Below are 20,090 nucleotides of genomic sequence, written 5' to 3' on the forward strand. Positions count from 1 at the left end.
CCTCGGTCGGCACCCCGAACCTTACGCGGCGCGATCGACGCTCCGGTGGGGCTTGCGGCGCGCCCACCCGATCCGGATCCCCGGCTCAGGAGTCGCGGGTCTCCTCCGCCAGCCCGAGCACGTCCAGGAGCCAGGCGTACTCGAACGCCACCTCGCGCCAGCGCTCGTAGCGCCCGCTCACGCCGCCGTGCCCGGCCGTCATCTCGATCTTCAGCAGTGCCGGCGCGCCGACCTCGCGCAGCCGCGCGACCCACTTGGCCGGCTCCACGTAGAGCACGCGGGTGTCGTTGAGGCTCGTCGTCGCGAGGATCCGTGGATACTGGACGCCCTCGCGCACGTTCTCGTACGGCGAGTACGACTTCATGTAGGCGTAGACCTCGGGGTCGTGCAGCGGGTCGCCCCACTCGTCCCACTCGATCACAGTCAGCGGCAGCGACGGGTCGAGGATCGAGGTCAGCGCGTCCACGAACGGCACCTGCGCCAGGATCCCGGCGAAGGCCTCCGGGGCGAGGTTCGCGACCGCGCCCATCAGCAGCCCGCCGGCCGAGCCGCCCTGCGCGACGAGGCGCTCGGGCGTGGTGAAGCCCGCCTCGACGAGGTGACGCGCGGAGTCGACGAAGTCGGTGAAGGTGGTGCGCTTGGCGAGGGTCTTGCCCTCCTCGTACCAGGAGCGCCCCATCTCGCCGCCGCCGCGGACGTGCGCGATGGCGAAGACCACGCCGCGGTCGAGCAGCGAGAGCCGGGCGATCGAGAAGCCCGGGTCGATGCTCGCCTCATAGGAGCCGTAGCCGTAGAGCAGGAGCGGCGCGGGGGCCTCGTCGGGCGCCGCCGCGTCCTTCCGCCAGACCAGCGACAGCGGGATGCGCGTGCCGTCCTCGGCGGTCGCCCACTCGCGGCGCTGCTCGTAGCGCGCGGGGTCGTAGTCGCCGAGCACCGGCTGCTGCTTGAGCACGGTCCGCTCGCCGGTCGCGACGTCGAGGGTGAGCACCGTGGAGGGGGTGACGAACGAGGTGTAGGCGAGGCGCAGCGCGGGCTGCTCCCACTCCGGGTTGCCGGCGAGGCCCGCGTCGTAGAGCGGCTCGTCGAAGACGATCTCGTCCAGGCGCGCGCCGCCGTCGCCGTCGATCAGGAGGCCGAGGCGGGTCGCCCCCGCCTCGCGGTAGGAGACGACGACGTGCCGCGCGAAGGCGTCGACGCCCTCGATCCGGCGGCCGGGGGTGTGCGGGACGAGGACGCGGCGCTCGGCCGCCCGCTCCTCGGGGGAGAGCGCGAGGTCGGCCGGCTCCTCGACGATCTCGAAGTCGAGCGCGCCGTCGTTGTGCACGATCAGCAGGCGGTCGCGGCCGTCGACGACGGCGTGGTCGACCTCGTACTCGACGCCCTCGCGCCGCGGCCAGACCGAGCGGAACTCGCCGGTCGGCTCCTCCGCGTCCAGCAGCAGGCACTCGCTGGTGATCTTGCTGCCGATCTCGATGACGAGGAAGCGGCGGCTGCGGGTGAGCCCCACGCCGATCCAGTAGCGCTCGTCGGGCTCGGAGAAGACGACCTCATCGGCGGTCGACTCGGTGCCGACGGTGTGCCGCCAGATCGTGTCGGGCCGCCAGGACTCGTCGACCGTGGGGTAGAAGACGAAGCGGGCGTCGGCGCCGAAGGTGGCGCCGCCGCCGGTGCCCTCGACGACGTCGGGCAGGTCCTCGCCGGTGCTGAGGTCGCGGATGCGCAGGGTGTAGCGCTCGTCGCCCTCGACGTCGGTGCCGAAGAGCAGGAAGCGCCCGTCGCTGGACACGTCGAAGCTGCCGAGCGAGAAGAAGTCGTGGCCCTCGGCCTCGATGTTGCCGTCGAGCACGACCTGCTCGCCCTCGAGCGGTCCGCCCTCGGCGATGGAGGGCGGGGTCCAGTCGTCCGGGCCGGAGATCGGCGCACGGCAGTGCACGCCGTACTGGCGGCCCTCGTAGGAGCGGGAGAAGTACCACCAGGCGCCCTCGCGGACGGGGACGGAGAGGTCGGTCTCCTTCGTGCGCGAGCGGATCTCGTCGAAGAGGCGCTCGCGGAGCGGGGCGAGGGGAGCGAGGAGCGCGTCGGTGTAGGCGTTCTCGGCCTCGAGGTGGGCGATCACCTCGGGCTCCTCCTTCTGCCGCAGCCACTCGTACTGATCGACCACGAGATCGCCGTGGTGACGGCGTTCGAGCGGGACACGGCGGGCGACGGGAGGGACGGGCGCGGTCATCGCTCCAGCCTAGGCCGACCTCGCGCCCCGCCGCGGGCCTGCCGCCGGGAGCACCGTCCACGTGCGCACAATGGACCATGGCTCAGCGTGCGGACCGGACGAAGACGGAGGCGCCGCGGCGCGTGCAGACCGAGGTGGAGCGGAAGTACGACGTCGACGCGGACACCGCCCTGCCGGAGCTGATCGGCGCTGGCACCGTCGCCACGGCGCTCGCCGAGGAGCCCGTCCGCCTCCGGGCCCAGTACTTCGACACCGCCGGCCGCGCCCTGTCCCGCGGCCGGATCACCCTCCGCCGTCGCGAGGGCGGCGAGGACGAGGGCTGGCACGTCAAGCTCCCCGGCTCGGCCGGCCGCACCGAGATCCACGCCGCGCTGACAGCCTCCCGCACCGTGCCGGCCGAGGTCCGGGAGCCGGTGCTCGGCCACGTCGGCCGCTCGCGGCTCGAGCCGCTCGCCACCCTGGAGACCGTCCGCTCGATCACCCGCGTCGCCGACGCCGCCGGCCGCCGCCTCGCCGAGATCGCGGACGACCTGGTCATCGCGCACGATCAGCGCTCGGGCGTCGAGCGGCGCTGGCGGGAGTGGGAGGTCGAGCTCGTCGACGTCCACGGCCCCGAGGGCGAGGCGGTGCTCGACGCGATCGAGGAGCGACTGCTCGCCGCCGGCGCCCGCCCCGCCGAGAGCGCCTCGAAGCTCGCCCGCGCCACCGGCGGTCCGATCGAGGACACGCACCCGGCACCCGAGGACGGCGGGGAGGCGGCGCTCGCCGCGATCCGCGAGCTCCTCACCGGTCTGCGCGCCGTCGATCCGAGGGTGCGCCTCGAGGCCGACGACGCGCTGCACCGGATGCGCCTGCACACCCGCCGCCTGCGCAGCGTCCTCGCCGCCTCCCGGTCCGTGCTGGAGCGCGAGGCCCTCGATCCGCTGCGCGACGAGCTGCGCTGGCTCGCCGGCGTCCTCGGCGCCGCCCGCGACGAGGAGGTCCTCGCGGCCCGGCTCCGCACCGCCGTCGATGAGGCGGGGGAGGGACTGCCCGCGAAGGCCGTCGCCGGCACCACCCTCTTCGACGCGATCGAGCGCCGGCACGCGATCGCCCTGCAGCGGGTCGCCAAGACCCTGCGCGGCGCCCGATACCTCGCCCTGCTCGCCGCGCTCGACGCCCTGCTGGCCGACCCGCCGCGGACGGCGAAGGCCGGCGCGAGCGCGAAGAAGCTCGTCCGCCGCTCCCTCGCGAAGGAGGTCTCGCGCGTCGACGCGGCCCGCACGGGCGGAGACGACGTCGAGGCCCGGCACGAGCTGCGCAAGGCCGCGAAGCGCCTGCGCTACGTCGTCGAGGCCTGGAGCGCGGTCGTTCCGGACGCCGTCGGCGCGAAGCAGCGACAGATCGCGAAGGCGGCGAAGGCCGTCGCCGACGCGCTGGGGGAGGAGCGCGACGCCCTCGCCGCCCGCGACGTGCTCTGCGCGCACGCACTCGTGGCGGCCCGCCGCGGCGAGCCGGCGTTCGCCCTCGGCGTCGCCTCCGCCCGCGAGGAGAGCCGGGCTCACGAGGCCGCGCGAGCCGGGGACGCGGCCCTGGAGCGGCTGCACTCCCTGTCAAGCTGAGCAGGACGGTCATCCGCACGAAACAGGCGGCGGATAATGTGAATCATGCCTTCCGTCCGTCCTCTTCCGTCAGCCCTCCTGCGTCCGCGCCATTTCGACCGTGACGACGTGGTCGTCCATGCCGGTCTGTTCTCGCTGGTCAACTCGAGTACGACACCGCAGGCGGCCTGGACCGAGGACCTGATCGCGCTCGGCGAGGTGCTCGACGAGGCGGAGTTCCCCTACCGCCTCATCCGCGGTACGAAGGGCGCGCCCTTCCTCGCGATCGACCGCTCGCTCGGCGCCGAGCTGGCCACGCTGCTCGCGCGCGCCTTCGCGACCGAGCCGTTCTACGTGAAGACGCTCGACAAGCGCGGCACCCCGCCGCTGCTCCTGGCCGAGGGTGCGATCGCGCCGTACCCGCGCGCCGCGGTCTTCTCGCTCTTCCGCCCCCGCGTCTCCTCGAGCGGCTCGCTGCGCTACGGCGCCCGCAGCGGCGTCCGCCTGGAGTTCTGGAAGGTCGGCGAGGAGGAGATCACCACTCCCGCCGAGAACGCGCTGATGCGCAGCAGCCTCCCGGTCGCCGAGGCGATCGACGCGCACGTCGAGGCCTACGGACGCACCTGGCCGACCTTCGAGGGCATGTTCGAGCCGCTCGTCAGCGACATCCGCTTCGACGTCGACATCGTCTTCTCCTGGGTCGACGGAACCGACCTGGAGTTCCAGCGCGCCCGCGCCGCCCGGATGGCCAGCTACGTCGTGGGCGAGGGTGACGACGCCCCCGCGCGCTTCCGTCAGATCGACGAGCTCAAGTACGCGCTGCGCAGCGTCTACATGTACGCGCCGTGGGTCCGGCACATCTACATCGTCACCGACTCGCCGCGCCCGCGCTGGCTCGACGAGCACCCCGACGTCACCCTGGTCCGCAGCGAGGACCACTTCCGCGACCTCTCGGTGCTGCCCACGCACAACTCGCACGCGGTCGAGAGCCAGCTGCACCGCATCCCGGGCCTGGCGGAGCACTTCCTCTACTCCAACGACGACATGTTCTTCGGCCGCCCCGTCGACCCGTCGATCTTCTTCTCGCCCGGCGGGATCACCAAGTTCATCGAGGCGACCACCCGCATCGGGATGGGCGACTCCAACGCCTCCCGGAGCGGCTTCGAGAACGCGGCGCGCGTCAACCGCCGGCTGCTCCGCGAGCGCTTCGGCGCGATGACGACCCGGCACCTCGAGCACGCCGCCACGCCTCTCCGCAAGAGCGTGATGGCCGAGCTGGAGACCGAGTTCGAGCCGGAGTTCACCGCGACCGCCGCGAGCCGCTTCCGCTCGGCGAGCGACGTCTCCGTCACCAACTCGCTCTACCACTACTACGCGCTGATGACGGGCCGAGCGGTGGTGCAGGAGAACGCCTCGGTGAAGTACGTCGACACGACGATGCACCAGGGCCTGAAGGACATGAAGAAGCTGCTGAAGAATCGCGGCGTCGACTTCTTCTGCCTCAACGACGGCAGCTTCCCCGAGATCTCGGCGGAGGCGCGCACCCGCGCCGTGATCGACTTCCTCGAGGAGTACTACCCGATCCCGGCGCCCTGGGAGCGGGTGGACTGAGCATGGCCTGGGCGATCGGCGGCGGAGTCCTCGGGCTGCTGCTCGGGCTCGCCAGCGCGCTCGTCTTCCCGGGCATCGGGATCGGGGCAGGCCTCGGAGTCGGGATCGCGCTCGGCGCGGCCCTCGCCTTCGCCGGGCACCTGTTCGCCCTCGACCGCACTCGTCCCAAGCGCTGACGTCCGTTCTGCAGGCGCTCCGCGGCTCCGGAGCCTCGGACCCGCGGTCGAGATCGTCTCTCGGCGCGGATCGCCTGCAGATCGGACTCAGGCCGCTAGGCGCTGACGCCCACCGGCTCCGCGACGGGCGGGTAGAGCGCCTCGACCTGCTCGAGCGGTGCGGCCGTGGCCGGCGCGATCTCGACTCCGTGCGAGGCGAGGATCCGCTCGGTCTCGTTCGCCGAGACGTAGGACACCTCGGTCGAGGCGCCGATCGGCACCACCGAGTGCAGCACCGTGCCGTCGTAGACGTGGATGAGGTTGAAGGCCTGCGCGGAGTTGCGGGCGCGAGTGCCGCCGACCGGCACGTTGAGGTCCTGCGTGTAGCAGGTGGCCGACGCGACCGAGACGGGGATGCCGGCGAACGTCGCGGTCGAGGAGTAGTGCAGGTGGCCGGCGATGATGCTGCGGACGTCCGAGCCCTCGAGCACCTCCGCGAGCGCGGGCTGGTCGCGGAGCTCGACGAGCACCGAGAGGTCGAGGACGCTCGGGACCGGCGGGTGGTGCAGCGCCAGGATCGTGCCGTGCGGCGCGGGGCTGGAGAGCTCCTCCGCGAGCCAGTCCAGCTGGGCGTCCGAGATCTCGCCGTAGTGCGCGCCCGGGACGGTCGAGTCCAGCGCGATGATGCGCAGTCCGTTCACGTCGTGCACCCGATCGATCGGCTGCGTGGTCGGCAGCTGGTCGAGCAGCCCGGAGCGGAAGGCACCGCGGTCGTCGTGGTTGCCCATCACCCAGATCACCTCGGCACCGAGGCGGGCGGCGGCCGGCTCGACGACGGCGCGGAGCTTGGCGTACGCCTCGGGCTCGCCCTTGTCCGCCAGATCGCCGGTGATGACCACGGCCTCCGGGCGACCGCCCGAGGCCTCCAGCTCGTCGAACAGGCGGCGGAGCTGGGCCTCGCTGTCGACGTCGGAGCCGTACAGCCCGCCGTCTCCGGCGATGAAGTGGGTGTCGCTGAGGTGAAGGATGAAGTGGTTCGGCCGGGGGTACTCGGCCTGGCGGACAGTCATGATCCTCGGGTTCCACGATCGGTGGGGCCGGCTCGATCGAGTCGGCGTCGGTACGGGATGTCGCATGGTGCTGTACTGCTGGTCCGCGGGCTGGGAACTGCTCCCGCGAGGCTCAGTCCATCATCGCGGGGTGAACGGCGGGCCAACGAGGCCCGGCGCGTCATCGAACGGTTTTCCCAGATTCAGCGCCGGATGGTGGCTCCGTCCTCAGGAACCGCTCACCGGGTGCGCACTCCCCGCACACCGACCGCCCACGCCGCGCATCGGCGTCGCAGAGGGAGTCGTCAGAGCTCGAGCAGGAGCCGCGCGTAGAACGCGATGGCGCGCTCGAACTGGTCGACCTCGACCGACTCGTCGGCGCCGTGGATGCCGAGCTGCTGCTGCGGGCTGATCTCGAACGGGATGAAGCGGTAGACGCCGTCGCTGATCGCGTGGAAGTGGCGGGCGTCGCTGCCGCCGGTCTGCACGTAGGGCGCGACGATCGCCTCGGGGAAGACCTCCTGCACCACGCGGCGGAGTACGTCGTACGGGCCGCCGTCACCGGGCTCGCCGGTGGGGGAGACGGGGGAGGGCTCGTGCGCGACGCGCACCTCGATCTCGACCTCGGGGTCGTCGATCACCGCGCGGATCCGCTCGACGACGCCGGCGACGGTGCCGCCCGGGTTGATCCGCACGTTGGCGACCGCGCTGGCGGTCGACGCGAGCACGTTCGCCCCGGTGCTGCCGCGCAGCTGCGTGATCGCCACGGTGGTCCGCAGCATCGCGGCGGAGCGGTTGGAGTGCGCGGCCAGGGCCGCGACGACGGCGTCCGGGTGCTCGTGCGGCTTCGCGTACCAGACCGCGTGCGCGGCGTCGGCGCGGGGCGCGGCCGCGCGCACCAGCTCGGCGATCGGCTCCGGCAGCGTCGAGGGGAACGGGTTCTCGGTGAGGCGGTGGATCGCCCGCGCGAGCCGCTGGGTGGCGAGCATGCCGGGCAGGGGCGGTGGGGCGGAGGCGTGCCCGCCCGCGTCGCGGCAGGTCAGCTCGAGGTTCATGATGCCGCGCTCGGTGACGCCGATGACGGCGATCGGCGTGGTCACTCCGGGCACGATGCCGCGGCGGACGTTGCCGCCCTCGTCGAGCACGAAGCGGGGGCGCACGCCGCGCGCCCCGAGCAGCGCGACGATCGACGGTGCGCCGTCCCCCGCCGTCTCCTCGTTGTGCGTGGAGACCAGGTAGACGTCGCGGCGGGGCCGCTCGCCGCGCAGGACGGCCGCCTCGACGGCCTCGAGCAGGGCGACGAGGGAGCCCTTGTCGTCGAGCGCGCCGCGCCCCACGATCGCGGTGCGGCCGTCCGGGCGGAGGACCGTGTCCGCCGCGAAGGGCGCGATCGACCAGTCGTCGGGGGTGACGCTGACCACGTCGTAGTGCGCCATCAGGACCGACGGCTCGCCGTCCTCGGTGCCGCGCCAGCGCCAGACCAGGGAGTGACCGGCCACGGTCTCGCGCTCGAGGGCACTGTGCAGCGCGGGGTAGAACTGCTCGAGCAGCTCCTGGAAGACGCGGAACCGGCTCCAGTCGGTGTCGGACTCGTCGGAGTGCGACACCGTGTCGACCCGCAGCAGGGCCTGGAAGCGCTCGAGCGCGGTCGTCGTCACCGGGCTAGCCTACGACGGCGGTCCCGACCCCCCGGACCCGGCGAGCGGAGGTGCGGGATGGGCGTGCGGCCGCCGACCGACCCGCCGACCGACCCGCTGCCCGAGGTCTGCGTGGTCTACGTCCTCCGCGAGTCGCCCCGCGGGACCGAGGTGCTGCTCGGGCGGAAGCTCCGCGGTCTCGGCGAGGGCCGGGTCGTCGCTCCCGGCGGCAAGCTCGAGCCGGGGGAGTCGCCCGCCGAAGCGGCCGTCCGCGAGCTGGCGGAGGAGGTCGGCCTGCGCGCGGATCCTCGCGACCTCGAGCTCCGCGGCTCCCTCGACTACTTCTTCCCGCACCGGCCCGCGTGGAGTCAGCGCTCGCACGTCTTCGTCTGCCGCCGCTGGTCGGGCGAGGTGGTCGCCTCGGGCGAGCTCGCCGCGGCCTTCGTCCCACTCGACGAGGTCCCGTACGGCCGGATGTGGGACGACGCGCGCTTCTGGCTCCCCGCGGTGCTGCACTCCGGCGCGGTGGTCGACCGCACGTTCGAGTTCGGCGCCGACCTCGAGCACGTCGTCGATCGGTCCTGATCCCGCCGTCCGGACTCTTCGGCGCCAAATCTTCGACGCGACCTCGGTGATTCGTCGATCGTTCTCGGGTGGAGAGGGATCCCGGCCCCGGGTGACCCCCGCGCTGAGGAAGAGGTGACGGCGATGAGGACTCGCGTCCTGCGGAGGACGGCGGCTGCGCTGGTCGTGCTGGCGACCGTGCTGGGCATCGGTGCGCTCACGACGGCGCCCGCGGCGGCACTGACGTCGGGGACGAAGTCGAACGAGCCCTGGGTGGTGCAGGTGTACGACAAGGTCGTGGGGATCCAGACCAACACCTGCACCGGCACGGCGATCGCCGCCGACTGGGTGCTCACCGTGGACCACTGCCCCGTGAGTCACGTCTACTACCGCTACGCCCCGTCGCCGACGGAGGACGAGGTGACGGAAGCGGTTCCGGTGGCGGAGTCGATCTCGCTCGCTCCCGCGGACATGAAGCTCCTCCACCTCTCCCGCCCGCACGCGCTGCCGCACTACCCGCGACTGGTGCCGGGCGGCTACCGGGTCGGCTCGGTGGGCCACCTCTACGGGCTGGGTCCGGACATGTTCCCCACGCAGAGGACCGAGAAGGTCTGGATCAGAAGGGTGGGACGGATGCCGAACGGTCTCATCGGCTTCCACTCGACAGCGACGACGGGCAGCACCGAGCAGATCGGCGAGACCGGCGACTCGGGCGGGCCGCTGATCGTGAACGGGAACCTCGTGGGGTGTTCTACGGGACGACCCTTCCCGATGAACGGGTGCCGATGATGGGGTACACCGACGTGCGGCCGGCGCTGGAGAAGCTGAAGGAGCTGCAGGGGCACGACCGATCCCCGCGGGAGGCGGCCTCGGACCAGACGGTGGGCATCACGGACGTCTCGGTCGTCCGCGGGTACGTGGAGGCGACGATGAGCGAGGCGCTGGTCCGCTCCGGGAAGCGCGTCGTGGTCTGGCTGAACGGGCGCTACGCGGGTGACTACAACGAGGGCAGGGGCTGGTACGCGTGGAAGTACGACGTCCCGGGCGGCACGAAGATCGTCCCCACCACGCCCGTGAAGGACGGCGACCTCGTCCAGGTCGGCGAGCTGACCTCCGGCGTGGACGTCGCCGCGGCCGACCTGCTCTTCCAGTCGACGCTCACCGGCGTCGACAGCGTCCAGCGGACCGGTGACCGGGTCGCGGTGACGATGAGTAGCGCGCTGGTGAACTCGGGGAAGCGGGTCGTGGTCTGGGTCGACGGCGTCTACCGGGCCGAGGTGCTCGACGACGTCTCGCTGTACGCGTCGAAGACGAACATCGACGGCGCCTCGATCGTCACGCCCGACGGCACCGTTCCGGAGGGCGCGCTCGTCCAGATCGGGGTGCTGCCCGCGGGGACCGACCTCGATCAGGCCGAGATCCTCGACGCCCGCGTCCTCTGACGGCGGAGCGCACTCCGACGGGCGGCTAGAGCTCGAGCACGTCGCCCGGCTCGAGGGCGTGGTACTCGCCGCCGCCCTCGCGGGTCGCCCAGCCGAGGCGGTCGTGGCCGAGCTTCTGGCCCGCCTCGGACAGCACGCGCTCGTGCGTCGCGAAGGCGTGCCGCGGCGCGAGCTCGAGGACGTAGTCGATCGACTCCGCGATCTTCATCCAGGGCGCACCGGAGGGGGCCGCCAGCACCTCGACGTCGACGCCGGCGGGGACGGTGAACGAGTCGCCCGCGTAGTAGAGCCGGCCGTTCACGAGCACCCCGACGTTGTCGATCACCGGGATGGAGGAGTGGATCACCGCGTGCCGCGAGCCGAAGAAGCGCAGCTCGAAGGGTCCGACCTCGATCACGTCGCCCTCGGCGACCGTCTCGACGTCGAAGCCCTCGGCCGCCGCGGCGACTCCGGCGGGGCCGAGGATCCGCAGCGCCGGGTTCGCGGCGCGCAGCCGCTCCAGCTGCTCCGCGGTCCAGTGGTCGGCGTGCTCGTGGGTGATCACGACCGCGACGGTGTCGGCCGTGCCCTCAAGGGGCCGCGTGAAGGAGCCGGGGTCGAGGACGAGCCGCGAGCCCGCCTCCTCGACGAGGACGGTGGCGTGCTCGAGCTTGGTCAGTCGCATGCTCCGAGCCTCTCGCGGGGGCGACCGCGGTGCAAGACGGTCCCGGGGGCCGTGCCGTCCGCCCGCTCGATTTGCACCGGCGCGGATCCGTGTGCAACACTCTTCGAGTTGCAAAAACGCGGCCCCATCGTTTAGCGGCCTAGGACGTCGCCCTCTCACGGCGGTAACGCGGGTTCAAATCCCGCTGGGGTCACCACGGCAACACGAGAAGAACCCCCGGTCATGGCCGGGGGTTCTTCTCGTTTAACGGCCCGCTCCCCGGGGAGAGACCGTCGGAATCCACTGACCCCCGGAAGGTCCCCATGCAAGAGCTGCCCGTCTGGTTCGTGACCGGCTCGTTCGTCGTCCTCAGCCTGATCCTGGCCGCGGACCTGCTGCTGGTCTACAAGCGCCCGCACGTGCCGAGCCTGAAGGAGTCCGGCCTCTGGGTCGGCTTCTACGTCACGCTCGCGCTGATCTTCGCCCTGGTGATGCTGCTGCTGGGCGGGGGAGAGGTCGCCGGCCAGTTCGTCGCGGGCTGGCTGACCGAGTACAGCCTGTCGATCGACAACCTGTTCGTCTTCGTGATCATCATGGGCCGCTTCGCGGTGCCGCCGAAGTACCAGCAGGAAGTGCTGATGGTGGGCATCATCATCGCGCTGATCTTCCGCGGGGTGTTCATCCTGCTCGGCGCGCAGCTGATCGAGAGCTTCAGCTGGATCTTCTACCTCTTCGGCGCCTTCCTCGTCTACACCGCCTGGAACCAGGCGTTCGGCAAGGAGGACGAGAACGAGGGCACCGACAACCTCCTCATCCGCCTGCTGCGCAAGCGCGTGAAGATCTCGGACGAGTTCGACGGCTCGAAGATCCGCACGGTGAAGGACGGGAAGACGTACTTCACGCCGATGCTGATCGTGTTCCTCGCGATCGGCTCGACCGACCTGCTCTTCGCGCTCGACTCGATCCCGGCGATCTTCGGCATCACCGAGAGCCCGTTCATCGTCTTCACCGCGAACATCTTCGCTTTGATGGGCCTCCGCCAGCTCTACTTCCTGCTCGGCGGTCTGATCGACAAGCTCGAGTACCTCAAGTACGGCATCGCGTTCATCCTCGCCTTCATCGGCGTGAAGCTGGTGCTGCACGCCCTGCACGAGAACGACCTCCCGTTCCTCAACGGCGGCGAGCCGCTGCCGGTCTGGGACATCGACACGATCACCTCGCTCGCCGTCATCGTCGTCAGCATGACCGTCGCCACGGTCGCGAGCCTGATCAAGATGCGCCGCGAGCACTCCCACATCGAGCTGCACGACGGCCACCCGGAGGTCGTCGCCGACGCCGACGGGCAGGACCGCGCCGAGAAGAAGTGAGCCCGGTCCTGTGACTGCGACGACGAGCACGACCAGCATCGACCTGCCCCAGGGCGTCCTGCACCTGACGGTGTCGAGCAGCACCGACGTCGGCGCCGTCCGCCGGGTGAACGAGGACGCCCTCCTGGTCGCGCCGACGCTGGTCGCCGTCGCCGACGGCATGGGCGGGCACGCCCGCGGCGACCTGGCCAGCTCGACCGCCGTCGAGAGCCTGCGGGCGAGCGCGGCCGAGGCGATCGGCCCGGTCTCGGACGTCTTCGCCGTCGTCGAGACCGCCAACGCCGCGGTCCGCGACCTCGACGTCGGCGGCGCCCTCTGCGGGACGACGCTCACCGGCCTCACGCTCGTCCGGCCGGAGGACGGCGGACCCGCCTCCTGGGCCCTGTTCAACGTCGGCGACTCCCGGGTCTACCGCTGGGACGGAGCGGGAATCCAGCAGCTGACCGTCGACCACTCGGCGGTGCAGGAGCTGGTCTCGGCCGGCCTGCTCAGCCGGGAGGCGGCGGAGTCGCACCCCGACCGCAACATCGTCACCCGGGCGCTCGGCGCCGACGACGAGGTCGAGACGGACGTCTGGACCCTGCCGATCGTGCCCCGGGCGACCTACCTGCTCTGCTCCGACGGCCTCACCAAGGAGCTCTCCGACGCCCGCATCGCCGAGCTCTTCGCCCGCCGCGACGCGGGGGACCTGCACGGTGCCGATCTCGCCGAGGAGCTCGTGCGCGCCGCGGTCGACGCGGGCGGACGGGACAACGTGACGGTCGTCGTCGTGGAGGCCGTGCTCGTGCCCCGGGCCTAGACCGTCGACCCGACTCCACTGGTCGTGCCCCTCGAACAGGTGGCAGCGTCTCCGGCTCCGGACTGCAGAGCCGGGCTGTCGATGGGCATACTGGAGGGATGGACACCGTCGAGGCTCTCGATCGCGCGAAGATGCGCTTCGCAGAGGGGGACGTCCGAGGAGCCGTGTCGCTGCTCGAGCGCTGCGTCGAGGCCGACCCCACCTGGATCGACCCCCGCGTCCTCCTGTCCGAGCTCTACCGGAGGTCCGGCGACCTCATCGAGGCGGGCCGGTGGGGCTACCTGATCGAGAACTGCGCCGCTCCCGAGGAGCGGCGGGCCTTCGAGCGTGCGCTCGTGCGCACCGACGAGGACCCCTTCGAATTCGCCGAGCGTGCCCTGGTCCGCCCGCTCGAGCTCGCGGCCGAGTCGCAGCACGCGGCGATGATGCTCGCGGCACTCCCGGCCCGCATCGACGAGGCCGAGCGCTTCGAGCGCGAGTCGCCCGACCCGCTCGACGGCGACTGGTTCGAGCACGAGGCGCTGCCGGTGAAGCGGCGCTCGGGCTTCGTCGGGATGGTCGGCGCGGCGGTCGCCGCGGTCTTCGTCGTCGGCGGCGTGGTGGTCGGCGCGGCCGCACTGCTGGTGGTCCCCGCGGTGCTCATCGCGATGCTCGTCGCGCCCTGACGGCCGCTCCGGCCCGCCCCGATCCGCTCGGGTCCCGCCTCCCTGCCGCTCGTCGACGCGGTGCTATCCTCGGTCAATGCTGTTCGGCCGGCTCCTCCTTCTCCGCCGCGACGAGACCTCGATCTGACAGGCCTCCCTCGTCGCGGTGTCTCTCGCGGGCTGACCACCATTCCTGAGGAAGAGAAACCCGTCATGAACGACAGTTCCCCCGACACCGCCGCGCCCTCGGCCGCCGACACCCCGGCCGCCGAGCGCCCGCGCACCCTGGCCGAGAAGGTCTGGGACGACCACCTCGTCGCCAAGGGCGAGGACGGCACGCCCGACCTGATCTACATCGACCTGCACCTGGTGCACGAGGTGACCAGCCCCCAGGCCTTCGACGGCCTCCGCCAGGCCGGCCGACCCGTCCGCCGCCCCGATCTGACGATCGCGACCGAGGACCACAACACCCCGACCGTCGGCATCGACAAGCCGATCGCCGACCTCACCAGCCGCACCCAGATCGAGACCCTGCGGCGCAACGCCGCCGAGTTCGGCGTCCGCCTGCACTCCCTCGGCGACATCGAGCAGGGCATCGTGCACGTCGTCGGCCCGCAGCTCGGCCTGACCATGCCCGGCATCACCGTGGTCTGCGGCGACTCGCACACCTCGACCCACGGCGCGTTCGGCGCGATGGCGTTCGGCATCGGCACCAGCGAGGTCGAGCACGTGATGGCCACGCAGACCCTGCCGCTCAAGCCCTTCAAGACCATGGCGATCACCGTCGAGGGCGAGCTGCGCGAGGGCGTCACGGCGAAGGACATCATCCTCGCCGTGATCGCGAAGATCGGCACCGGCGGCGGTCAGGGCTACGTGCTCGAGTACCGCGGCTCGGCGATCCGCGCGCTCTCGATGGAGGGCCGGATGACGATCTGCAACATGTCGATCGAGGCGGGCGCCCGCGCCGGCATGGTCGCGCCCGACGAGACGACCTTCGCCTATCTCCGGGGCCGCCCGCACGCCCCCGAGGGCCAGGACTGGGACGACGCCGTCGCCTACTGGCGGACGCTGCCGAGCGACGAGGGCGCTGTCTTCGACGCCGAGGTCGTCCTCGACGCGGACGCGCTCGAGCCGTTCGTCACCTGGGGCACCAACCCCGGCCAGGGCGTCTCGCTCTCCCAGGCCGTGCCCGACCCCGACGCGATCGCCGACCCGAACGAGCGCTCCAACGCCCGCCGCGCGCTGGAGTACATGGACCTCGAGGCCGGCACCCCGATGAAGGAGATACCGGTCGACGCGGTCTTCATGGGCTCCTGCACCAACTCCCGCATCGAGGACCTCCGCGCCTTCGCGTCGATCATCGCCGGCCGCACCAAGGCGCCCGGCGTCCGGGTGATGGTCGTCCCCGGCTCCGCCCGCGTGCGCATCGAGGCCGAGGCCGAGGGCCTGGACAAGGTGATCACCGCGTTCGGCGCCGAGTGGCGCTTCGCCGGCTGCTCGATGTGCCTCGGGATGAACCCGGACCAGCTGGCCCCGGGGGAGCGCTGCGCCTCCACCTCGAACCGCAACTTCGAGGGCCGGCAGGGCAAGGGCGGCCGCACACACCTCGTCTCGCCGCTCGTCGCCGCTGCAACCGCCGTGCGCGGCACTCTCTCCAGTCCGTCGGATCTGGAGCCCGTCCGCGAGCTGGTGGAGGCCTGATCATGGAGAAGTTCGAGACCGTCACCGGCATCGCCGCGCCGCTGAAGCGCAGCAACGTCGACACCGACCAGATCATCCCCGCCGTCTTCCTCAAGCGGGTCACCAAGACCGGCTTCGAGGACGCGCTCTTCCACGGCTGGCGCCAGGACCCGGAGTTCGTGCTCAACCAGCCGGCCTTCCAGGGTGCGCAGATCCTCGTCGCGGGCCCCGACTTCGGCACCGGCTCCAGCCGCGAGCACGCCGTCTGGGCGCTGCGCGACTTCGGCTTCCGCGTCGTGCTGTCCTCCCGCTTCGGCGACATCTTCCGCGGCAACTCCGGCAAGCAGGGGCTGCTCGCGGCGGCCCTGGCGGAGAGCGACATCGACCGGCTCTGGGAGCTGATCGACGCGACGCCGGGAATAGAAATGACCGTCGATCTGGTTGGTCGTACGGTCACCGCCGGTGGTGAGACCTTCCCTTTCGAGGTCGACGACTACACTCGTTGGCGCCTGATCGAAGGGCTGGACGACATCGGCCTGACCCTGCGCGACGAAGCGCTCATTTCCGAATTCGAGACCCGTCGCGCGAGCTGGCGGCCCAAGACATTGCCGGTGAAATAGCGTGAACACACTTCTTCAGGACGCCAAGGCGGCGGGAGCACAGGATGCGAAGGCGGCGGGAGCCCGTGTGGGGATGACCACCGAGCGGATCACCATCCACGGCGGGCGACCGCTGAAGGGCCGGATCGAGCTCAAGGGCGCGAAGAACCTCGTCACCAAGGCGATGGTCGCCGCGCTCCTCGGCGAGACCGCGTCCACCCTGCGCGACGTCCCGGACATCAGCGACGTCCGCGTCGTGAAGGGCCTCCTCGAGGTGCACGGCGTCAAGGTGAAGCAGGGCCCCGAGGTGGGCGAGCTGATCCTCGACCCCTCCAACGTCGAGTCCGCGCACTTCGCCGACATCGACGCGCACGCCGGGTCCAGCCGCATCCCGATCCTCTTCTGCGGACCGCTGCTGCACCGGCTCGGCGAGGCGTTCATCCCCGACCTCGGCGGATGCCGCATCGGCGACCGCCCGATCGACTACCACCTCGAGGTCCTCCGCAACTTCGGCGCCATCGTCGAGAAGCTGCCCTCCGGCATCCGGATGTCGGCGCCCGAGGGCCTGCACGGCGCCAAGGTGTCGCTGCCCTACCCGAGCGTCGGCGCGACCGAGCAGGTGCTGCTCACCGCGGTCCGCGCCTCGGGCATCACCGAGCTGTCGGGTGCGGCGATCGAGCCGGAGATCATGGATCTCATCAACATCCTGCAGAAGATGGGCGCGATCATCTCGGTCGACACCGACCGCGTGATCCGCATCGAGGGCGTCGACCGCCTCGAGGGCTACACCCACCGCGCGCTCTTCGACCGCAACGAGGCCGCCTCCTGGGCCGCCGCGGCGCTCGCGACCGACGGCGACATCTTCGTCGGCGGCGCCCGCCAGCAGGAGATGACGACCTTCCTCAACGTCTTCCGCAAGGTCGGCGGCGCGTTCGAGATCGCCGAGGACGGCATCCGCTTCTACCACCCCGGTGGCGAGCTCAAGCCGGTCATCATCGAGACCGACGTGCACCCCGGCTTCATGACCGACTGGCAGCAGCCGCTCGTCGTGGCGCTGACCAAGGCCAAGGGGGTGTCGATCGTGCACGAGACCGTCTACGAGCAGCGCTTCGGCTTCGTCGACGCGCTGGTCGAGATGGGCGCCACCATCCAGATCCACCGCGAGTGCCTCGGCGGCCAGGCCTGCCGCTTCGGTCAGCGCAACTTCATGCACTCCGCGGTCATCTCCGGCCCGTCGAAGCTGCACGGCGCCGACATCGTCGTGCCCGACCTGCGCGGCGGATTCTCGCACCTGATCGCGGCGCTCTCGGCCGAGGGCACCTCCTCGGTCTCGAACGTCGGCATCATCAGCCGCGGCTACGAGAACTTCCTCACCAAGCTCGAGCTGCTCGGCGCCGACTTCTCGCTCGACGCGTAGCCCGCGGCGCCGGAGCACCTCCGGCACGTGACACCGGCTCCGGCTCGCAGAATCCCCCCGATCCTGCGAGCCGGAGCCGTTTCCCCGTGCCGGACGTCTCGTCGCCGCTCGTCGGCTCGACCTCCGGCTCGCGGAACCGTCTCCGGCTCGTCGGATCGGCGGGATCCCGCGTGCCCGAGTCGTGTCCGCGTGCCGGAGTTCCGGCCGCACGGTCGCTCCGCGGGTCCGGCCGGCGTCCCGCGGGCCCACCCCTCGCGATCGGTCCCTGCAGGCCGTGGGCAGTCACGAGGCCCGTTGCGGCGCCGTGCTCAGCGGCTGTCGGGGGTCGCGGACCCGGCCGCCTCCACCCGTGCGCGGAGCCGCCCGAGAAAGCGGTCGACGCTCTCAGCCGATGCCGGCCGCAGTCCGAGAAGCCCCGGCTCCTCGACGAGACGCAGGTCCGCGGACCGGGGCCTGAACCCACGAGACACCGTGATGCCGATCGCTGTCCGGCTCCCGAAGCCGACGGTACGTCGCTCGAGGGTGCGGATCTCGTCCCAGAGGATCTCGACGCGCCGATCGCCGGCGAGCACCACGAGGGCCTCCTCCGCCGGATCGAGGACGAGGTACGGGTGCAGATCGGGCGTCGGGAGGGTCGGGTCGCCGAACCGCAGCAGGCGCGAGACCGCCGGTCCGCCGACGACCACGACACCGCCGATCGCGCTCGCCTGGACGAGGGCGCGCGGAGCGGTGACGAGGCGCGCGGCGACGAGGACCACCAGGAGCACGATCGTGACCGCGGCGGTCGCCGCAGCGACCAGGAGCGCGGGGCTCTCCGATGCGGCGGCGAGCACCGCTTCGAGGAGGCGAGGGGCGCGGATCACGTCGACACGGTACCGAGGCGATCCGCCGCACGGTGACGGTGACGCACGGGACGTGTCCGGAGGGGCGTCGCTGCATCCCGCCGGCGCGACGCCCCGAAGCGGATCGGTCCTCCCGGCCGGCGCAGCTCGTCGAGGGCGGCGTCACTCGTCGGGAGTGCCCCAGGCCGGCGCAGGCTCGCCCGGCGGGAGCGCCGCGGCGATGCGGCGGTGGAGGAGGACCAGTGTCTGCTCGGAGGCGGGGCGCTGACCGAGCAGCCCCGGCTGCACGACCGGGACGAGCGTGAGCGACCGCGCTCGGCCGCCCCCGGCTCGGGAGAGGTCGACGACGACGGCGTCGTGCCGGCGCAGCCCTCGGCGGACCCGGCGTCGCCGGACGGCGCGGACGCGCGACCAGGGGACGATCACGACCTGCGAGCGGAGGGAGACGGAGAGTCCCCTCGCTCCGGGGACGACGACGGCGTAGGGGCGGGAGATCCGCCTCGGGAGGCGGGGCTCCACCCAGCGGAGGACGTCGACCAGGTCTCCGCGGCCCAGCACGACCTCGCCGTCGCTCGCCTCGGCCTCGACGTGCGCGAGCGGGCCGCCGACCGCGCGCGCGATGGAGCGCACGACGACCAGGACGATCCCCGTGGCGACGGCGACTCCGACCGCGACGAGACCCGCCCACGCGAGCAGCTGGGCGAGCAGCTCCGGGCTGCGGGTGCCGATCGAGTAGACGGCGACGAAGCCGAGCAGGAGGACGAACGCGAGCGTCGGGAGCGCCGTCACCGAATCGGTGAGCCCGCGGAGTCCGGCGGACACCGGGTTCTCGCGTCGCTCGCTCACTCCGCCACGCTAACGCTGCGGCGCCGCCCTCCCGTGATCGGCCGGAACCGCGTGCCGAAGTCGCGTCGGCCTGCCGGAGCCCGCGAGCGGAGAGCGCACAGCGACGGGAGAGGGGCCTCGATACGCCCCTGCGGGGCTGCCTGACCAGCGTCGGCGCGTGCACCGCGCCGCGCGTTGGCGTGGGCGGTGGGGGCGGCGGAGCCGGGATGCGAGGATGGGCGGGTGTCTGAACGAAGCCGCCCGTCCATCTTCTGGCTCCTCGCGGCGTTGGTGATCCCGACGCTCACCGCCTCCGTGGACCTCCGGGTCCGCGACATCGACAAGATCCCGCGCAAGGGCGCGTTCGTGTTCGCGCCGAACCACTACAGCGAGATCGACCCGTTCATCACGGGCTGGGTGCTGTGGCGGGCCGGTCGCGCGCCGCGCTTCCTGGCGAAGGCGTCGCTGTTCAAGATCCCCGTCGCCGGAGCGATCCTGCGCGCCTCGGGGCAGATCCCGGTCGAGCGGGCCGGCTCCGTGCGCGGCAGCGAGCCGCTGAAGGCGGCGAAGGAGCTGGTCGACCGGGGCGGCTCCGTCCTGATCTACCCGGAGGGCACCCTCACCCGCGACCCCGAGCTCTGGCCGATGCGCGGCAAGACCGGCGCGGTGCGGATGGCGCTGCAGTACGGACTGCCCGTCGTGCCCGTCGCGCACTGGGGCACCCAGCAGGTCATGGGCCGCTACTCGAAGAAGGTCACCCTCTTCCGCCGCAAGCGCGTCGACGTCCTGGTCGGCGATCCGGTCGACCTGTCGGCGTTCCGCGGGCGCAGCCTCGACTCCGCGACCCTCAACGAGGCGTCGACCGTCGTGATGGCCGCGATCACCCGCCTGCTCGAGGAGCTGCGCGGCGAGACGGCACCGGAGAAGCGCTGGAACCCGGCCGAGCACAATCAGAAGGGCACGGGACGCTTTGAGCAGGGGCAGTAGGGCCGAGAAGGCGCCGATCCCC

At 71.9% G+C, this 20,090-nt stretch carries 19 protein-coding genes and 1 tRNA gene; 14 read left to right on the plus strand and 6 right to left on the minus strand.

What is annotated here, in order from left to right; translation table 11 throughout:
• Positions 1–85 precede the first annotated feature (85 nt).
• Positions 86–2,227, minus strand: coding sequence for a S9 family peptidase (locus tag EDF22_RS05480; RefSeq protein ID WP_123702989.1), 2,142 nt, complete (start codon positions 2,225–2,227; stop codon positions 86–88).
• Between the two features lie 77 nt (positions 2,228–2,304).
• On the opposite strand from EDF22_RS05480, the gene EDF22_RS05485 reads away from it, so the two are divergent.
• The 3 genes from EDF22_RS05485 (at position 2,305) to EDF22_RS20735 (ending at position 5,594) form a co-directional block, all read left to right on the plus strand.
• Entirely contained in the window at positions 2,305–3,828 is a 1,524-nt protein-coding gene (locus EDF22_RS05485) for a CYTH and CHAD domain-containing protein (protein WP_123702991.1), read from the plus strand.
• Between the two features lie 108 nt (positions 3,829–3,936).
• Positions 3,937–5,418, plus strand: coding sequence for a stealth family protein (locus EDF22_RS05490; RefSeq protein WP_243646392.1), 1,482 nt, complete (start codon positions 3,937–3,939; stop codon positions 5,416–5,418).
• 2 nt (positions 5,419–5,420) lie between these two features.
• On the plus strand, positions 5,421–5,594 hold the full coding sequence (locus EDF22_RS20735) for a hypothetical protein (protein WP_185038755.1): 174 nt from the start codon (positions 5,421–5,423) through the stop codon (positions 5,592–5,594).
• A gap of 95 nt (positions 5,595–5,689) precedes the next feature.
• Here the strand turns inward: EDF22_RS20735 and EDF22_RS05495 are convergent, their stop codons facing one another.
• Both EDF22_RS05495 and EDF22_RS05500 read right to left on the minus strand, forming a co-directional pair.
• Positions 5,690–6,643 carry a phosphodiesterase gene (locus EDF22_RS05495; protein ID WP_123702995.1) on the minus strand — a complete coding sequence of 318 codons (954 nt, stop codon included), beginning with the start codon at positions 6,641–6,643 and terminating at the stop codon, positions 5,690–5,692.
• 284 nt (positions 6,644–6,927) lie between these two features.
• A complete protein-coding gene (locus tag EDF22_RS05500) occupies positions 6,928–8,280 on the minus strand; it encodes a M20/M25/M40 family metallo-hydrolase (protein ID WP_123702997.1) in 1,353 nt (450 codons plus the stop codon).
• Between the two features lie 57 nt (positions 8,281–8,337).
• Between EDF22_RS05500 and EDF22_RS05505 the strand changes: the two genes are divergently transcribed.
• The 3 genes from EDF22_RS05505 (at position 8,338) to EDF22_RS20740 (ending at position 10,265) form a co-directional block, all read left to right on the plus strand.
• The gene (locus tag EDF22_RS05505; protein ID WP_123702999.1) at positions 8,338–8,844 is read left to right on the plus strand and encodes an 8-oxo-dGTP diphosphatase; all 507 of its coding nucleotides are present in this window, start codon (positions 8,338–8,340) and stop codon (positions 8,842–8,844) included.
• Positions 8,845–8,967: 123 nt separating this feature from the next.
• Complete coding sequence (locus EDF22_RS05510) at positions 8,968–9,612, plus strand: trypsin-like serine protease (RefSeq protein WP_148059119.1); 645 nt, start codon at positions 8,968–8,970, stop codon at positions 9,610–9,612.
• A complete protein-coding gene (locus tag EDF22_RS20740) occupies positions 9,609–10,265 on the plus strand; it encodes a hypothetical protein (protein WP_185038757.1) in 657 nt (218 codons plus the stop codon). Before EDF22_RS05510 ends, EDF22_RS20740 begins: the two co-directional genes overlap by 4 nt.
• A gap of 25 nt (positions 10,266–10,290) precedes the next feature.
• Here EDF22_RS20740 and EDF22_RS05520 read toward each other — a convergent pair whose 3' ends face one another.
• The gene (locus tag EDF22_RS05520; RefSeq protein WP_123703003.1) at positions 10,291–10,929 is read right to left on the minus strand and encodes an MBL fold metallo-hydrolase; all 639 of its coding nucleotides are present in this window, start codon (positions 10,927–10,929) and stop codon (positions 10,291–10,293) included.
• Between the two features lie 120 nt (positions 10,930–11,049).
• Here EDF22_RS05520 and EDF22_RS05525 point away from each other — a divergent pair.
• The 7 genes from EDF22_RS05525 to murA all read left to right on the plus strand — a co-directional run bounded on the left by EDF22_RS05525 (position 11,050) and on the right by murA (position 17,414).
• A tRNA-Glu gene (locus tag EDF22_RS05525) sits at positions 11,050–11,125 on the plus strand.
• 106 nt (positions 11,126–11,231) lie between these two features.
• Positions 11,232–12,275, plus strand: coding sequence for a TerC family protein (locus tag EDF22_RS05530; RefSeq protein WP_123703005.1), 1,044 nt, complete (start codon positions 11,232–11,234; stop codon positions 12,273–12,275).
• A gap of 10 nt (positions 12,276–12,285) precedes the next feature.
• Complete coding sequence (locus EDF22_RS05535) at positions 12,286–13,074, plus strand: PP2C family serine/threonine-protein phosphatase (RefSeq protein ID WP_243839900.1); 789 nt, start codon at positions 12,286–12,288, stop codon at positions 13,072–13,074.
• 98 nt (positions 13,075–13,172) lie between these two features.
• Entirely contained in the window at positions 13,173–13,739 is a 567-nt protein-coding gene (locus EDF22_RS05540; protein WP_123703007.1) for a DUF6584 family protein, read from the plus strand.
• A 192-nt stretch (positions 13,740–13,931) separates the two neighbouring features.
• Positions 13,932–15,419, plus strand: a complete 1,488-nt coding sequence (gene leuC / locus EDF22_RS05545; RefSeq protein WP_260303307.1) for a 3-isopropylmalate dehydratase large subunit — start codon at positions 13,932–13,934, stop codon at positions 15,417–15,419.
• A gap of 2 nt (positions 15,420–15,421) precedes the next feature.
• Positions 15,422–16,018: a 3-isopropylmalate dehydratase small subunit gene (leuD, locus tag EDF22_RS05550; RefSeq protein WP_123703009.1), complete on the plus strand. Its 597-nt coding sequence runs from the start codon at positions 15,422–15,424 to the stop codon at positions 16,016–16,018.
• Between the two features lie 73 nt (positions 16,019–16,091).
• Positions 16,092–17,414, plus strand: a complete 1,323-nt coding sequence (gene murA / locus EDF22_RS05555) for a UDP-N-acetylglucosamine 1-carboxyvinyltransferase (protein WP_164874434.1) — start codon at positions 16,092–16,094, stop codon at positions 17,412–17,414.
• Between the two features lie 308 nt (positions 17,415–17,722).
• Here murA and EDF22_RS05560 read toward each other — a convergent pair whose 3' ends face one another.
• Positions 17,723–18,277: a hypothetical protein gene (locus EDF22_RS05560; RefSeq protein ID WP_123703011.1), complete on the minus strand. Its 555-nt coding sequence runs from the start codon at positions 18,275–18,277 to the stop codon at positions 17,723–17,725.
• Between the two features lie 141 nt (positions 18,278–18,418).
• Positions 18,419–19,102, minus strand: a complete 684-nt coding sequence (locus tag EDF22_RS05565; protein WP_148059120.1) for a hypothetical protein — start codon at positions 19,100–19,102, stop codon at positions 18,419–18,421.
• Positions 19,103–19,324: 222 nt separating this feature from the next.
• Here EDF22_RS05565 and EDF22_RS05570 point away from each other — a divergent pair, with 222 nt between their 5' ends.
• Complete coding sequence (locus EDF22_RS05570) at positions 19,325–20,068, plus strand: 1-acyl-sn-glycerol-3-phosphate acyltransferase (RefSeq protein WP_260303308.1); 744 nt, start codon at positions 19,325–19,327, stop codon at positions 20,066–20,068.
• Positions 20,069–20,090 lie beyond the last annotated feature (22 nt).

Source organism: Rathayibacter sp. PhB127 (assembly GCF_003751665.1).
Classification (GTDB): domain Bacteria; phylum Actinomycetota; class Actinomycetes; order Actinomycetales; family Microbacteriaceae; genus Rathayibacter; species Rathayibacter festucae.

Bases quoted from the DNA above. Each gene is read 5' to 3' on its own strand.
- EDF22_RS05480 (WP_123702989.1), bottom strand. From the start codon at position 2,227: ATGACCGCGCCCGTCCCTCCCGTCGCCCGCCGTGTCCCGCTCGAACGC.
- EDF22_RS05485 (WP_123702991.1), top strand. From the start codon at position 2,305: ATGGCTCAGCGTGCGGACCGGACGAAGACGGAGGCGCCGCGGCGCGTG.
- EDF22_RS20735 (WP_185038755.1), top strand. From the start codon at position 5,421: ATGGCCTGGGCGATCGGCGGCGGAGTCCTCGGGCTGCTGCTCGGGCTC.
- EDF22_RS05495 (WP_123702995.1), bottom strand. From the start codon at position 6,643: ATGACTGTCCGCCAGGCCGAGTACCCCCGGCCGAACCACTTCATCCTT.
- EDF22_RS05505 (WP_123702999.1), top strand. From the start codon at position 8,338: ATGGGCGTGCGGCCGCCGACCGACCCGCCGACCGACCCGCTGCCCGAG.
- EDF22_RS05510 (WP_148059119.1), top strand. From the start codon at position 8,968: ATGAGGACTCGCGTCCTGCGGAGGACGGCGGCTGCGCTGGTCGTGCTG.
- EDF22_RS20740 (WP_185038757.1), top strand. From the start codon at position 9,609: ATGATGGGGTACACCGACGTGCGGCCGGCGCTGGAGAAGCTGAAGGAG.
- EDF22_RS05520 (WP_123703003.1), bottom strand. From the start codon at position 10,929: ATGCGACTGACCAAGCTCGAGCACGCCACCGTCCTCGTCGAGGAGGCG.
- EDF22_RS05530 (WP_123703005.1), top strand. From the start codon at position 11,232: ATGCAAGAGCTGCCCGTCTGGTTCGTGACCGGCTCGTTCGTCGTCCTC.
- EDF22_RS05540 (WP_123703007.1), top strand. From the start codon at position 13,173: ATGGACACCGTCGAGGCTCTCGATCGCGCGAAGATGCGCTTCGCAGAG.
- leuC (WP_260303307.1), top strand. From the start codon at position 13,932: ATGAACGACAGTTCCCCCGACACCGCCGCGCCCTCGGCCGCCGACACC.
- leuD (WP_123703009.1), top strand. From the start codon at position 15,422: ATGGAGAAGTTCGAGACCGTCACCGGCATCGCCGCGCCGCTGAAGCGC.
- murA (WP_164874434.1), top strand. From the start codon at position 16,092: ATGACCACCGAGCGGATCACCATCCACGGCGGGCGACCGCTGAAGGGC.